At 70.5% G+C, this 13,965-nt stretch carries 14 protein-coding genes; 6 read left to right on the top strand and 8 right to left on the bottom strand.

Features of this window, described 5'->3' with window-relative positions; translation table 11 throughout:
• Positions 1 to 26: 26 nt before the first annotated feature.
• Both ACZ63I_RS24520 and ACZ63I_RS24525 read right to left on the bottom strand, forming a co-directional pair.
• Positions 27 to 1,091 (bottom strand): polyprenyl synthetase family protein, encoded by a 1,065-nt coding sequence (locus tag ACZ63I_RS24520; protein ID WP_469341144.1) that lies wholly within the window; start codon positions 1,089 to 1,091, stop codon positions 27 to 29.
• Between the two features lie 120 nt (positions 1,092 to 1,211).
• Complete coding sequence (locus tag ACZ63I_RS24525; protein WP_469341145.1) at positions 1,212 to 2,210, bottom strand: 4-hydroxy-3-methylbut-2-enyl diphosphate reductase; 999 nt, start codon at positions 2,208 to 2,210, stop codon at positions 1,212 to 1,214.
• A gap of 255 nt (positions 2,211 to 2,465) precedes the next feature.
• Between ACZ63I_RS24525 and ACZ63I_RS24530 the strand changes: the two genes are divergently transcribed.
• From ACZ63I_RS24530 to ACZ63I_RS24545, 4 genes are all read left to right on the top strand, one after another.
• Positions 2,466 to 2,747 carry a hypothetical protein gene (locus ACZ63I_RS24530; RefSeq protein WP_469341146.1) on the top strand — a complete coding sequence of 94 codons (282 nt, stop codon included), beginning with the start codon at positions 2,466 to 2,468 and terminating at the stop codon, positions 2,745 to 2,747.
• Between the two features lie 104 nt (positions 2,748 to 2,851).
• On the top strand, positions 2,852 to 3,775 hold the full coding sequence (locus ACZ63I_RS24535; RefSeq protein ID WP_469341147.1) for an NAD-dependent epimerase/dehydratase family protein: 924 nt from the start codon (positions 2,852 to 2,854) through the stop codon (positions 3,773 to 3,775).
• 91 nt (positions 3,776 to 3,866) lie between these two features.
• Positions 3,867 to 4,676, top strand: coding sequence for an RNA polymerase sigma factor SigJ (gene sigJ / locus ACZ63I_RS24540; protein ID WP_469341363.1), 810 nt, complete (start codon positions 3,867 to 3,869; stop codon positions 4,674 to 4,676).
• Between the two features lie 58 nt (positions 4,677 to 4,734).
• The gene (locus ACZ63I_RS24545; RefSeq protein ID WP_469341148.1) at positions 4,735 to 5,007 is read left to right on the top strand and encodes a DUF4873 domain-containing protein; all 273 of its coding nucleotides are present in this window, start codon (positions 4,735 to 4,737) and stop codon (positions 5,005 to 5,007) included.
• 60 nt (positions 5,008 to 5,067) lie between these two features.
• Here the strand turns inward: ACZ63I_RS24545 and sigJ (ACZ63I_RS24550) are convergent, their stop codons facing one another.
• From sigJ (ACZ63I_RS24550) to ACZ63I_RS24570, 5 genes are all read right to left on the bottom strand, one after another.
• Positions 5,068 to 6,039 (bottom strand): RNA polymerase sigma factor SigJ, encoded by a 972-nt coding sequence (gene sigJ / locus ACZ63I_RS24550; protein WP_469341149.1) that lies wholly within the window; start codon positions 6,037 to 6,039, stop codon positions 5,068 to 5,070.
• A 155-nt stretch (positions 6,040 to 6,194) separates the two neighbouring features.
• Positions 6,195 to 8,597: a beta-xylosidase/alpha-l-arabinosidase gene (locus ACZ63I_RS24555; protein WP_469341150.1), complete on the bottom strand. Its 2,403-nt coding sequence runs from the start codon at positions 8,595 to 8,597 to the stop codon at positions 6,195 to 6,197.
• 8 nt (positions 8,598 to 8,605) lie between these two features.
• Complete coding sequence (locus ACZ63I_RS24560; RefSeq protein ID WP_469341151.1) at positions 8,606 to 9,445, bottom strand: carbohydrate ABC transporter permease; 840 nt, start codon at positions 9,443 to 9,445, stop codon at positions 8,606 to 8,608.
• Positions 9,442 to 10,320, bottom strand: coding sequence for a carbohydrate ABC transporter permease (locus ACZ63I_RS24565; RefSeq protein ID WP_469341152.1), 879 nt, complete (start codon positions 10,318 to 10,320; stop codon positions 9,442 to 9,444). Before ACZ63I_RS24565 ends, ACZ63I_RS24560 begins: the two co-directional genes overlap by 4 nt.
• 30 nt (positions 10,321 to 10,350) lie before the next feature.
• The gene (locus ACZ63I_RS24570; RefSeq protein ID WP_469341153.1) at positions 10,351 to 11,649 is read right to left on the bottom strand and encodes an ABC transporter substrate-binding protein; all 1,299 of its coding nucleotides are present in this window, start codon (positions 11,647 to 11,649) and stop codon (positions 10,351 to 10,353) included.
• A gap of 141 nt (positions 11,650 to 11,790) precedes the next feature.
• Here ACZ63I_RS24570 and ACZ63I_RS24575 point away from each other — a divergent pair, with 141 nt between their 5' ends.
• A complete protein-coding gene (locus ACZ63I_RS24575; RefSeq protein ID WP_469341154.1) occupies positions 11,791 to 12,825 on the top strand; it encodes a LacI family DNA-binding transcriptional regulator in 1,035 nt (344 codons plus the stop codon).
• Between the two features lie 115 nt (positions 12,826 to 12,940).
• Positions 12,941 to 13,171, top strand: a complete 231-nt coding sequence (locus ACZ63I_RS24580; protein ID WP_469341155.1) for a DUF2277 domain-containing protein — start codon at positions 12,941 to 12,943, stop codon at positions 13,169 to 13,171.
• A gap of 35 nt (positions 13,172 to 13,206) precedes the next feature.
• On the opposite strand, the gene ACZ63I_RS24585 is transcribed toward ACZ63I_RS24580, so the two are convergent.
• Positions 13,207 to 13,914, bottom strand: a complete 708-nt coding sequence (locus ACZ63I_RS24585; RefSeq protein WP_469341156.1) for a DedA family protein — start codon at positions 13,912 to 13,914, stop codon at positions 13,207 to 13,209.
• Positions 13,915 to 13,965 lie beyond the last annotated feature (51 nt).

The following is a 13,965-nucleotide window of genomic DNA, read 5'->3' on the forward strand; positions in this document are numbered from 1 at the left end:
CTACTCATTCCTTGGGTGACGCCGGGTCAGCGGCTGCGGTAGGCGACCTGATCGGCCAGCCGGGAGAACTCCGCCACCCAGACCTGGTCGAGACCGGACGACTCGACGGAGGAGCAGGCCCGGTCGACCAGTGCGGCGATGGTGTCCTCCACGGCGGCCCGTACACCGGTGCGCTCCAGCGCGTCACGGATCATGTCGGCGTCCCACGCTGCGCCGTCCTTGCGGTCGAGCAGCGCGCGGATCCGCGGGTCGCGTTCGGCGGCGAGCGCGAGCAGGAGCGTCATCTTGTGCTCGGCGAAGTCCAGCCCGGTGGGCTTGCCGGCGTCCTCGGTACTGCCGAAGGCGTCGATGAGGTCGTCCCGGAGCTGGAACGCCTCGCCGAGCGCGAGTCCGTACGTCTCGAACGCGGAGGCCAGATCGGGCCGGCCGGCCAGCGTCGCGCCGAGCACCAGCGGCTGCTGGATCGTGTAGCGGCCGGACTTGCAGACCGCGATCCACCGGGACAGGCCGGGATCGACGACGGCCTCGGCCGCGACGGCGACATCAAGATGCTGGCCGATGATCATCTCGGCCTTGAGTTCGTCCCAGACCCGCCGGGCCGGTTCGGGGAAGTCCGTGGTCTGCCCGTCGGCGTAGGCGAGCGCGAGATCGCCCGCGAGCACCGCCACGCCCTCCCCGAACCGGCGGGCCTCGCCCTGCCAGCCGTGCGCCTTGTGCGCGGCGGCGTGCTGGACGTGCACGGTGGGCGAGCCCCTGCGCAGCGCCGAGTTGTCGACCACGTCGTCATGGATCAGCGCGAACGCCTGGAGCAGTTCCAGGGCGGCCGATGCGGCCACGACCGTCGTGTCGGCCGACGAGCCCCCCGCGGCCAGATATCCGCTCAGGCAGAAGACCGGCCGCAGCCGTTTTCCGCCGCTCGCCAGCAGGGCGCTGATGGCGTCGACGGGCTGGGCGGCGCGGGGGTCGAGGGCATGCCACCGGGCACGCTGCTCGGTGAGGAAGTACTGGAGGCGCTCCTCCACCAGATCGAGCAGCGCCGACCTGGTCTGATGGAGTTCGCTTGCGAGGACTCTCGGGGCGACAGTGGTCATGGCCGGCCTTCTCTTCGGTACGTGGACGCAGACGTTGACGGGGGGGACGGGGAGGGGACGGGGAGGGGACGGGGACGGGGGCACGGGCGGCTGACGGGGAGAGAGCGGTACGACGGGGCGTCAGACGGATTTCTCCGGCGATTTCCCGGGCGAGTTCTCCGTCAGGCTGGACGGAAGGCCGAACACGACGTTCTCCTCGGCGGACCGCTCGATTTCGAGATCCGCGTAGCCGAGTTCCGCCAGGCGGTCGAGTACTTGCGTGACGAGGATTTCCGGCGCGCTGGCCCCCGCGCTCACTCCCACGGTCCGCACGTCCTTGAGCCATTCGCCGCGCAGATGTCCCACATCGGGCACGAGATGGGCGGCCGTGCCGAGTTGACGTGCCACCTCGACCATGCGGATGGAGTTGCTGGAATTGGTGGACCCCACCACCAGGACGAGATCGCTGCGTTCCGCGATCGACTTCACCGCGTTCTGCCGATTCTGGCTCGCGTAGCAGATGTCGCCGCCGGCCGGCCCTTCCAGTTGCGGGAACTTGGCGTGCAGGGCGTCGACTATGTCCGACGTCTCGTCGAGAGACAGCGTGGTCTGGGACAGATAGCCGACGGAGGCGTCGGCCGGCAGGTCCAGGCTGTCGACAGCGGCCACGTCCTCGACGATCACCGTACGGTCCGGGGCCTCGCCGAAGGTGCCCTCCACCTCCTCGTGGTCACCGTGCCCGATGAGCAGGATGGTCTTGCCGTCCCGCGCGTAACGCCGCGCTTCCTGATGCACCTTGGACACCAGCGGGCAGGTCGCGTCGATCACGTCCAGCTCACGGACGGCCGCGTTGCCGCGTACCGCGGGTGAGACGCCGTGCGCCGAGAAGACGCAGACGGCGCCGTTCGGCACGTCCTCCTCGGAGTCGACGAAAACGGCGCCGCGCTGCTCCAGCGAGCGGACCACATAGTGGTTGTGCACGATTTCCTTGCGGACATATACCGGCCGCCCGTATTTGGTGAGTGCCTCCTCTACGATGGATATCGCGCGACGGACACCCGCACAGAATCCACGGGGCTCGGCCAGAATCACCTTTTTCGGCTGGCCGGCTCCCGCTCGGGGATTTGTGGTATCTGACATCGCTGGCGTCTCCCGCTTCCTTGGTCGAGTGCTCAGAGACTGCCGACCTCCCGGAAATGGCGTCAACGAACCCGCCGACCGCGACGCAACCACGGCACGCCCGGGACCTTTTCCTGCCCGTCTGCTGCCATGTCCGGGCGGCTGCCCCGGATTCTTGCCAGAGGCGCGGCAGCGCGGGCGCCGCGTATTGCCATGGAGCTGCTACCGGCCGGGTGCTTTAGCCGCCCCTTGGGACCGTGTGGCACTCCTGGTCGCATGACCTACATGCCGGAGTCCGAGGAAGGCCGCGGTCTGGTGGAGCGGCTGCAGGCCCAGCTTGCCGCGCTGCCCCGCGGCGAGGGGGCGCCCCAGGCGAGAGTCGAACAACTGGTCGCCTTCCTGCGCGGGCCCGGCGGAGCCCCCGGGCACCCCGACGGGCCCGGCGCGGCGGCGAGCGAGCCGTTGCTCATGGCGGCTCTGCTGTCGGTCGTGGAGGCGTTCGACGCCGTCCGGCCGCCGCCCGCCGACGGCGCGGACAAGGCGAGGCCCGACATGTGACCCACATCACATCCGCACATGTCACGAGAGCAGGCCCTCCCTTGTCCTATGGACCTCGACGATGCGGCCGGTGAACCTCCGGCCCGCCACTGACGGAGGACGACATGAGGGTTCTGCTCGCAGGCGGAAGCGGTGTTCTGGGCCGGCTCGCCGCCGACAGGATGACGACGGCCGGGCATCAGGTGACGCGGCTCGGCCGGGGCCAGGCCAACGACGTGCGCGCCGACCTCCTCGACCGCGACGCGCTGCTCCGGGCGGTCGACGGGCTCGGCTTCGACGTGGTGGTCCACGCGGCGACCGCGCTGTCCGGCAAGTCGATGACACAGCACAAGGACATGAACGGCACCGACGCGCTGCGGCTCACCGGCACCCCGAACCTGCTGGCCGCCGCGCGCGCCACCGGGGCGCGGCGCTTCGTGGCCGAGTCGATGATGTTCGGCTACGGGTACGGGGACCACGGCGACGAACCGGTCACCGAGGCGGGAACACCCTTCGGGCCGCACTCCGAGAACCGGCACCTGGAGCGGCACGTCGCCGCCATGCGCACCAAGGAGGAGCTGGTCCTCGGCGCCGACGGCCTCGACGGCGTCACGCTGCGGTTCGGCATGTTCTACGGCGCGGGCGTCACCGACACCACCATCCTGCCGATGGTCCGCAAACGGGCTCTGCCGGTGATCGCCGACGAGCACTACCAGCTCTCCTGGGTCGACGTCTCCGACGCCGCACGCGCTCTGGCGCTCGCCGTGACGGCCGGCCGCGCGGGCGAGGCGTACAACATCGCCGACGAGCAGCCGCTCGGCTTCGGTACGCACGTCAAGGAGGTCGCCAAGGCGTTCGGTGCGCCGCGGCCCCTCACCGTGCCGCGCTGGCTGCTGTACGCGGCGCCGCTGGCCCGCGCGATCATGCTGACCCGGATCCGGCTCGACAGTACGAAAGCCGTCGCGGAGCTGGGCTGGTCGCCGTCGCACAGGAATACGACGGCGGGCGTGCGGGCGGTTGCAGAGGGTGCCTCGCTGCTGACAACCTGACCGGGTGAGTGAATCTCCCAGCGGCCAGGGCACCGACGACGAGGACCCCTTCACCCGGCACCGGGGGCTGCTGTTCTCCACGGCGTACCAGATGCTGGGCAGCGTGGCGGACGCGGAGGACGTCCTCCAGGACGCCTGGCTGCGCTGGGCGGCGGTGGACCGCGGCACCGTCCGGCACCCCTCCGCCTACCTGGTGCGTACGGTCACCCGGCTCTCCCTGAACCGGCTCACCTCCGCGCGTGCCACCCGCGAGACCTACGTCGGACCGTGGCTGCCGGAGCCACTTCTGACCGGCCCCACGGGTCCGGACGGTGCCGAGGAGGCGGAGATGGCGGACTCCGTCTCCATGGCGATGCTCGTGATCCTGGAATCGCTCAGCCCGCTGGAGCGCGCGGTGTTCGTGCTGCGCGAGGTCTTCGGCTACGAGTACGCCGAGATCGCCCGCACCCTCGAACGCGAGGAAGCGGCCGTACGCCAGACCGCCCATCGCGCCCGCGCGCATGTGCAGGCCCGTCGCCCGCGCTACGACGCCGACGAAGCCGCCCGCAGGGAAGTCACCGAGAAGTTCCTGGCCGCCTGCGCGGGCGGCGATCTCAACGCCGTCATGGAACTGCTGGCCCCGGACGTCACCGCCTGGTCCGACGGCGGCGGCAAGGTCACAGCGGCCATCCGCCCCCTGCACCGCGCCGACCCGGTCGCCCGCTGGGTCCTCGGCGTCCTCGCCAAACCCGAACTCACCGGTCTGAGCGGCTCCCTCACCGCCATCAACGGCCACCCGGGCGTCCTGTTCACCCTCGAAGGCCACCCTGCCGGCGCCCTCACACTGGAAATCACCGACGGCCGCATCACCGAACTCCGCTTCCAGGTCAACCCCGACAAACTCCGCGGCCTCACCCGCTGACGCCGCTCCGCGCCCCCGATCGTGCCGGGCCGGGCTCCGAGGAGCGCACACTGAGGACATGAGCAACTACCAGGGGCCCGCGACACTCGTCGCCGGCGGCTCCGAGATGTCAGTCCACGCCACGCTGAGCGCGAGCCTTTCGGGTCAGGTCCAGCAGTGGGGCGGCAGCGTGCAGACCGACGACACGGCCGACGACTTCTTCCTGCACATGGAGGACGACGACGTGACGATCCGGCTCCCCGACGGGCGGGAGGGCGCCGTGGTCGCCACGCACACCGCCATCGGGAGCGGCCGACTCAGGGTCTCCGGGAGCGGGGCCACCCCGTTCTAGGCCGTGTCCGCGAAGTCTCGTCCGGCTCGCGGGCGGACGACGACACTTCGCGGACACTCCCTAGCCCCGGCCTTCTTCAGGTTCCACCCCGGAGAGCTTGTCGGGGTTGCTGATGTTGTAGATGTCGCTCACCTGCGCGCCGTCCTCCGTCAGATCGAGGACCATCACCGCGAACGGCGTATCGCCGTGGAACACCAGCGCCGACGGGTCACCGTTGACCTGCCGGTAGCTGACACGGGTGTTGTCCGCCGCCCTGCGGGCTCCCGCGAGCAGGACGCGGGCGACCTTGTCGCGGCCGTGGACGGGGCGCGGGCCGCCGGCCGAGGACTTGCCGCCGCCGTCGCTCCACAGCGTCACGTCGGGCGCCAGCATCTGCAGCAGCTCCTCCAGGTCGCCGCCGAAGGCCGCCGACACGAACCGCTCGGTCACCTGCTGCCGCAGCCGCGGATCGGCGCGGTAGCGGGGCCTGCGGGCCTGGACGTGCTCCCGCGCGCGGTGCGCGAGCTGCCGTACGGCGGCGGGCGTGCGGCCGAGGATCTCGGCGGTCTCCGCGTGCTGGTACCCGAACACCTCGTGCAGCACGAAGACCGCCCGCTCAAGCGGAGTGAGGGTCTCCAGAACCACCAGCAGCGCCAGCGACACCGACTCGGCGCGCTCGACGGCCTCCGCCGCGTCGCCCGCCTCCACCGGGTCCTTCGCCCCGGCGAGGGACGTGACGAGCGGCTCAGGCAGCCAGGGGCCCACATACGTCTCGCGGCGGCGCTTGATCGCCGCCTGTCTGGCAAGGGCTCCGTTCACCGCGATCCGCACCAGATAGGCGCGCGGATTCTCGATCGGCTCGGCGTCCGGCGCCGTCGATCTGGCGACCCACGCCAGCCACGCCTCCTGCAGGACGTCCTCGGTGTCGGCGACGCTGCTGAGCATGTTGTACACGAGCGAGAACAGCAGCTCCCGGTTGTCCACGAACACCGAGGTCGCCGCGTCCGCGGCACCTTCGTGGGTGTGGTGGTCCGCCGCTGGAGTCTCGGACATCGGGTCCCCCTTGTCGCCGTGGTCGCTTGACACCCCCTGAGAGTGTCCTGGAGCCGGGAGTGTGACATCCGCTCCCCACAAGGTTTCGGGCAGCCGTGCCTCCCGCGCCGGGGCCTCTTCGACGGCCCCGGCGCGGCAACGGCGTCACGTCCCTCTCAGCTCTCGACCGTGATGCGCGCGTGCAGCTCGCGCGTGTGGTCAACCCGCCGTACCGGCCCGCTCAGCAGCCAGCGTGCCGTGAGCCGTACGTCCGCACTCGACGCGCCGAGCCGCAGCTCCAACTCGCCCGGCTCGACGATCCGTTGACCGTCGCGCCCGGTGAAGGACGCGAGGTCGGCGGGGGCGCGTACGCCGATCCTGGCCGACTGTCCCGCGGCCAACTCGACGCGCGCGTAACCGATCAGCCGCTGGACCGGCTGGACCACCGACGCCACCGGGTCGTGCAGATAGAGCTGGACGACCTCGACACCCGTCCGCCCACCCGTGTTGCGCACCGTGAAGGACAACTCCAGCGCACCGTCCGTACCGGTCTCGCCCGATCCGACCTCCAGGTCCGACCAGGCGAACGAGGTGTACGTCAGCCCGTGCCCGAAGCCGAAGGCCGGTGTCGGGTCGATGTTGGAGACCCCGCTCGCGCGGCCCAGCGGCGCCGCGAGGTACGTCGACGGCTGGGCGCCCGCGAGGCGCGGAACGCTCACCGGCAGCCGGCCCGACGGGTTGATCCGGCCGCCGAGCACCCCGGCGACGGCGGGGGTGCCCTCCTGACCGGGGAAGAACGACTGGACGATCGCCGCCGCCTCGTCCGCCGCCCGGCCGAGCGCGTAGGGGCGTCCGGCCAGCAGCGTCACCACCACCGGCGTACCGGAGTCCAGCAGCGCGTTCAGCAACTGCTGCTGTACGCCCGGCAGTTCCAGGCTCTCGGCGTCGCAGCCCTCACCGCTGGTGCCCCGGCCGAAGAGCCCGGCCCTGTCGCCCAGGGCGGCGATGACCACATCGGCGTCCCGCGCCGCCTCGACGGCGGCGGCGAAACCGTCGGTCCCGGGGGTGTCGATCCCGGCGCCCCGCTCGGTCACGAGTTCGCTGCCGGGGAACTCGGCCGCCAGCGAGGCGCGCAGCGTGGGCAGTTCGATGCCGACCGGTGTTTCCGGGTGCTGCGAGCCGATGTGGACGGGGAAGGAGTAGCAGCCGAGCACCGCCGTCGGGACCTCGGCCTGCGGTCCCACCAGGGCGATCCTGGCGGGGCGGTCCAGCGGCAGCGTCCCGTCGTTGCGCAGCAGGATCACCGCCTGTTCGGCGAGGCGCCGGGCAATGTCCTGGTTCGCCGGGCTGTTGAGACTGACGGTGCCCCGCAGCCGCTCGGCCGCCTCCGTACGGTCCTGGTCGCCGGCGTCCCCCGTACCGCCGGCCGGCAGCCCCGCCCCGACATCTCCCAGCGCCGTCGGCACCGGGCTCCACTCCGGGTCCAGCAGCCCCAGTTGAGCCTTCTGCGTCAACACCCGCCGCAGCGCCCGGTCCACGAACTCCGCCTTGAGCCCGCCCGCCGCGATCGTGTCCCGCAGCGGCTGCCCGAAGGCGCTTACCGTCGGTAGTTCGACGTCGACGCCCGCCGTCAGCGCGGTGGCCGCCGCGTCGCCGAGGCCCGCCGCCACACCGTGCAGGCTGTGCAGGAAGGCGACGCCGAAGTAGTCGGCCACGACGGTGCCTTCGAAGCCCCAGGTGTCCCGGAGCAGCGTGGTCAGCAGTTCCTCGTCGGCCGCGCTCGGGATGCCGTCCGTGTCGCTGTACGCGTGCATGACGGACCGGACGCCGCTCTCCCGTACCGCCATCTCGAACGGCGGCAGGATGACGTCGGCCCGCTCCCGCGCGCCCATGCCGACCGGTGCGAGGTTGCGTCCCGCACGCGACGCCGAGTAGCCGGCGAAGTGCTTCAGCGTGGCCACGATCCCGGCGGACTCCAGGCCCTGGACGTACGCGGTGGCCGTCGTGCCGACCAGGTACGGGTCCTCGCCGATCGTCTCCTCGACCCGGCCCCAGCGCGCGTCGCGTACGACGTCGAGCACCGGTGCCAGGCCCTGGTGGACGCCGACCGACCGCATGTCCGTGCCGATCGCCGCCGCCATCTCCCTGACCAGCGCGGGGTCGAAAGCGGCCCCCCAGGACAGCGGTACGGGGTAGGCGGTGGCCCCCCAGGCGGCGAAGCCGGCGAGGCATTCGTCGTGGGCCAGCGCCGGGATGCCGAAACGATTCCGTGCGGCGATCAGCGTCTGGGTACGCAGCAGCGACAGCGCGCCGAGCGCCGGGTCGACGGGCAGGGTGCCGAACGGCCTGGTGAGCTGTCCGAGCCCGGTCGGCAGCAGTTCCTCAAGGGTGGGCGGCTCGTCCATGGTGTCGTGCTGGTGCGGGGCGACCTCGGCGCCGTCGCCGGAGGCGCCCGCCCACAGCCCGTACAACTGCGCCAGCTTTTCCTCCAGTGTCATGGCGGCGATCAGCTCCTCGACTCGCGCTGCCCGGCGCGCGGCGACGGAGTCGGAGGGGGTGCGGCGGATGTCGGTGGTCACGTTGTCGTTCACTTTCCTCCGACGCCCATCAGCCCCTGGACCAGGGCCCGTCGGGCGAAAAGGTAGACGAGCAGGACCGGCAGGGTGGACAGCACCACAGCGGCCAGCAGCCCGGGGATGTCGATGCCGTACTGGGTCTGGAAGTTGTAGAGCCCCAGGGTGAGCACCTTGGTGTTCTCCGACTGGGTCAGCACGAGCGGGAAGAGGAAGCCGTTCCACGCCTGGAGCGCGGCGAACACGACGATCGTCGCGAGCCCGCTCTTCGACAGCGGGACGACCAACTCGAAGAAGACGCGCCGGGTGGTGGCCCCGTCGATGGCCATGGCCTCGAAGAGTTCACCGGTGATGTCGCGCATCACGCCCGTGAGGATGAGCGCGCAGATCGGCATGCAGAAGGCGGCGGTCGGCAGGATGACGCCGATGAGGTTGTCGTAGAGGCCGACCTTGCTGATCACGTAGAACATCGGGACGATCACGGCCTGCGCGGGGATGGCCAGGCCCAGCAGGAAGAGCCGGAAGACCCGCGAGGTGGCCACGCCCCTGTTGCGGACGATCGCGAACGCCAGCGGCGGTACGAGCAGCAGCACGATCGCCACGACACTGGCCGTCACGATCGCCGTGTTGAGGAAGTACCGGCCGAAGCCGCTGGTGAAGTCGTCCGCGTAGTTGGACAGGGTGACGTGCTTCGGGAAGGCGAAGGCGCCGTTCGCGCTGTAGTCGGGGCGGGTCTGGACGGTGGCGCCGAGCATCACGTAGATCGGCAGACCGACCACGCAGAGCCAGAGCAACGCGCCGAAGCCCGCGGCGTAGTTGGGGCGGCTCAGCGAGCCGCGGCGGCCTCGGGTCACAGCCCCTCCTGGGTGCCGGCCATTTTGTCGTAGCCCGAAATCCGCACCACGATCAGCGAGATGACCGTGGCGACGACGACCAGCAGCAGGGCGATGGCGGCGCCCGCGCCGAAGTCGAAGCTCTTGAAGGCCTTTTGGTACATGTAGAAGGCGCTGATGGTGGTGTCGGTGCCCGGACCGCCCTGGGTGAGGATCAGCACGGTGTCGAAGGTGGTGAGCCCGCCGACGATCATCAGGATCACCGACGTGAGGATGGAGTTGCGGAGCTGCGGCAGCGTGATGTGGAAGAACTGCCGTACGGTGCCGGCCCCGTCGATCGCCGCCGCCTGGTAGAGCACCTGCGGGACGGCCTTGGTGGCGCCCTGGTAGATCAGCGTGTGCAGCGGTGTGAACTGCCAGGCGCCCACCAGCACCAGCACCCCGATGGCGCCGGTGCGCGACCCCAGCAGATTGCCGTCCCCGAACAGCCACTCGGCCTGCGCCGGCACCCCGAAGTTGGGGTCGAGCAGCGCCCGCCACAGTACGGAGACGGCGGTGGCCGACAGCAGCAGCGGTACGAAGAAGATCGCGGCCAGCACCGCGCGGTTGCGCTGCGGCCCGGCGGCCCACACGCCGAGCAGCAGACTGAGCGGCGTCTGTACGGCGGCGCCGAGCACGGTGAGCAGCACACTGAGCCACAGACTCTTGATCATCACCGGGTCGTGGAAGAGCGTGACCCAGTTGTCGAAACCCGCGAACTCCGGTGCGCCCAGGCCGTTCCAGCGGGCGAAGGACAGCACGGCGACCAGCACCAGCGGGACGATCGCGAACAGTCCGAAGAACAGTACGGCGGGCAGCGCCCAGCCGAGCCCGGGGCGGGCCGTCCGGTCGGTCATTTCGGTAGCCTCACGTCGCTCGCCCCGCGCTCAGCCGCTGGTCTTCAGGGCCTGCATGGCCTTGATGAAGCCGCCCGCGTCCAGCCGCCCGTTCACGAACTGCTGCACGGCCTGGTGCAGCGGCGTGCTGTTGTCCTGGGTGTACGCCTGGTCCCAGGAGAGCTGGAACGCCGGTGCCTTGCCCACGAGATCGAGCTGGTACTTCAGATAGTCCGGGTCGCCGCCGGTGCCGAGGAACTTGTCGGTGTCGGTGGTGGTCGGCAGGTTGCCGACGGCCAACTGCGCCTTGACGAACTCGTCCGAGTACATGAGCTTGAGGAACTTCGCGATGTCGTCGGCGTGCTTGGTCTTCTTCAGCACCGAGTAGAAGTTGTTCGTGTTGCCGACGAGGTCGGCCGCGTCGCCCTTGCCGCCCGGCACGCTCGGGAAGTTGCTGTATCCCAGGTCGTTCTTGGCGAAGTCAGGAGCCGCGTTCTGCTGGGTCGAGTACTCCCACGAGCCCATCAGCTCGAAGCCCGCCTTGCCGCTCGCCAGCAGCGCAGGCGACCCGCCGTCGGTGAACTTCACCGAGTCGTAGTTGGTGCCGAAGGCGCCCGCGTCGACCAGCTCCTTGAGCATGCCGAGCGCCTTCTTGCTGTCGGCGCTGTCCCAGACGCTCTTGTCGCCGGACAGGGCCTTTTCGATCAGCCCGGGTCCTGCTGTCCGGTCGTAGAGGTACTCGAACCACATCAGCGTCGGCCACTGGTCGCCGCCGCCGAGGGCGATCGGGGTGACCCCCTTCGCCTTGAGCTTCTTGACCGCCGCGAGCAACTCGTCCCACGTCTGCGGCGGTTGGACCCCGGCGTCGGCGAGCACCTTCTTGTTGTTGAACAGCAGGACGGGCTGGGTGCCGCGCATGGGCACGCCGTACGCCTTGCCGTCGATCGCCGCGCTGTTGAACACCGACGGCAGGAAGTTGGCCTTGAGCGCCGGGTCCTGCTTGATCATGTCGTCCAGCGGGAGCAGCAGGTCCGCCTTGACGAACGGCTGGATGCTGCCGCCGCCCCAGTTGAAGAAGACGTCGGGGGCCTGCGGGGTGTTGATGATCGTTTGCAGCTTCTGCTGGTAGTCGGCGCCGGGGATGGTGTCCAGCACCGCCTTGACCTTGGAGGTCTTGTTGAAGGTGGCGACGATCTGCTTTTCCACCTTGTTGCCCGCGTCGCCGTAGACGAGTACGTGGAACTCGTCCTTGCCGCCGGCGGAGCCGCTGCCCCCGCCGCACGCCGCCAGGCTCAGTGCCAGCGCCAGGACGGCGCCGCTCGCGACAGTCCGAGAAAACCGTGTCTTCATCGATCGACCCCTCGAAAGTATCGGCCTCTTTGCCGAAAGTCTTCTTGGCGAGTGACCGTAAGGTCCGGCCGTGGATGGGTCAACAGCCTTGTTCCTGTGCGATCAAACCGTTACAGGGCTCGGTGCCTTATCCTTCAGCCCATGCGTGAAGACAGGAGTGCAGGTCGAGTCACCCTCGCCCAGGTGGCTTCTCAGGCCGGGGTTTCGCTTTCGACAGTTTCGAAAGTGCTCAACGGGCGGGCCGATGTGTCGGCACCGACCCGGGTCAAGGTCGAGGAGCTGCTCGACGAGCACGGCTACCGGCGCTCGGCGCCCACGCCCCCCGAGGCTCCGCTGATCGAGATCGTCTTCCACGAGCTGGACAGCACCTGGTCCATGCAGCTCATCAGGGGTGTGCAGAACGTGGCGCAGGCCAACGGCATGAGCGTCGTGCTCACCGAGACCGGCACCCGCCACTCGCCGGGCGCCGACTGGGTCGAAGGGGTGCTGCGGCGCCGGCCGCTCGGCGTGATCCTGGTCTTCTCCACGCTCCCCGACGAGCAGAAGAAGAAGCTGTGGTCCCGGGCCATCCCGTTCGTCATCGTCGACCCGGCGGGCGACCCCGAGCCCGACGTACCGTCCGTCGGCTCGGCGAACTGGGCCGGCGGCCTCGCCGCGACCCGGCATCTCATCGAGCTGGGCCACCGCAGGATCGCCGTCATCACCGGGCCCGAGGACATGCTCTGCTCCCTCGCGCGGCTCGACGGGTTCCGCTCGGCGATGAGCATGGCGGGACTTGAGACCGACCCCGCGCTCGTCAGATTCGGCGACTTCCACGTACGCGCCGGACACGACCACGCGCTCGAACTACTGCGGGGTCCCGACCGGCCGACCGCGATTTTCGCGGGCAGCGACCTCCAGGCACTGGGGGTGCTGGAGGCGGCCCGGGTGCGCGGGCTCCAGGTCCCGGAAGATCTGTCGGTCGTCGGGTACGACGACATTCCGCCCGCGCGGTGGTCGAGCCCCGCGCTGACGACCGTCGACCAGCCGCTCGTCGCGATGGCGGAGGAGGCGGTACGGATGCTGCTGCGGCTGCGCAGCTCCGAACACACCGAGTCCAGCATCGAGTTCGGCACGCGGCTGGTGGTACGGGACAGCACGGCGCCCCCGGCGGAGGTCACGGCGCCGGGAAAGTGAGCCGACCGACGGCCGGACGCGCTCCGGACGCGTTCCGGCATCCGTTCCCGACGTGCTCCGGACGCGTTCCGGAGCGGCCATGACAGGGGCGGCGCACGCGCGGCACACTGGACGTATGTGCCGCAGCATCAAGACCCTCCGCCCGCCCGTACTCCCCGAAGAGGCCACCGAGGAGGAGATTCAGGCCGCCGCCCTGCAGTACGTACGCAAGGTCTCCGGCTTCCGCGCGCCCGCCGCGCACAACCGCGAGGTGTTCGACCAGGCCGTCGAGGAGATCGCGGCGGCGACGCAGCGGCTGCTCGCCGGGATCGAGGTACGGGGCGCGACGGCGAAAGCCGCGTCGTAGCAGCGCAGCCCACCCAGGCCGGGCCGGGCCGGGCTCTAGACGACCGGCGCCGTCGTCGGCGCCGTCGCGAGTTCGGTACGTTGCGCGTGCGCCGCCTGTGCCGCTCGCGCCGCCGGGCGCCGCATGACCAGGCCCGCGATCGTTCCCGCCGCGAACAGCGCCAGTACGGAGATGGCCGTACCGACCCAGCTCGCTCCCAGCCACTGGCCGCCGAAGTAGCCGAGCCCCACGCTGTACGCGGTCCAGGCCACCCCCGCCAGCACCGACCAGGGCAGGAACTCCCGCACCTTGCGGTGCGCCGCACCGGCCCCGAGGGACACCACGGAGCGGCCCGCGGGGGCGAACCGGGCTATCACGACCAGCAGACCGCCGCCCGCGCTGAGCGCAGCGCCGAGACGTGCCTGCGCGCTGGTCAGCCGGCGGGAGCGGGCGATGGCCCGGTCGAGCCGGTCACCGCCGATCCGCGCGAGCCGGAACGCCACCAGATCGCCCAGCACGGACGCACTGACCGCGCACAGCACGAGTATCAGCAGCGACGGCACCTCGTGCGGCACCCGCGCCACGTGCGAGACCTTGTCGGCGGCCACGGCGACGGTGTCGGAGCCCGCGGCGGCGGCCGTGGCCGCCGTCACCACCAGGACACCGCTGGGTAGTACGGGCACGAACACATCGAGGAGTACGGAGACGGCGACGACCGCGTAGATCCATGGGCTGCCCGTCAACGGCCCCAAACTGTCCAGCACTTTCCGTCTCCCCGATCCCGTCACAGTGCCGCGATGTCGCAGGAGCGGCAG

Source organism: Streptomyces sp. NPDC087906 (assembly GCF_055584925.1).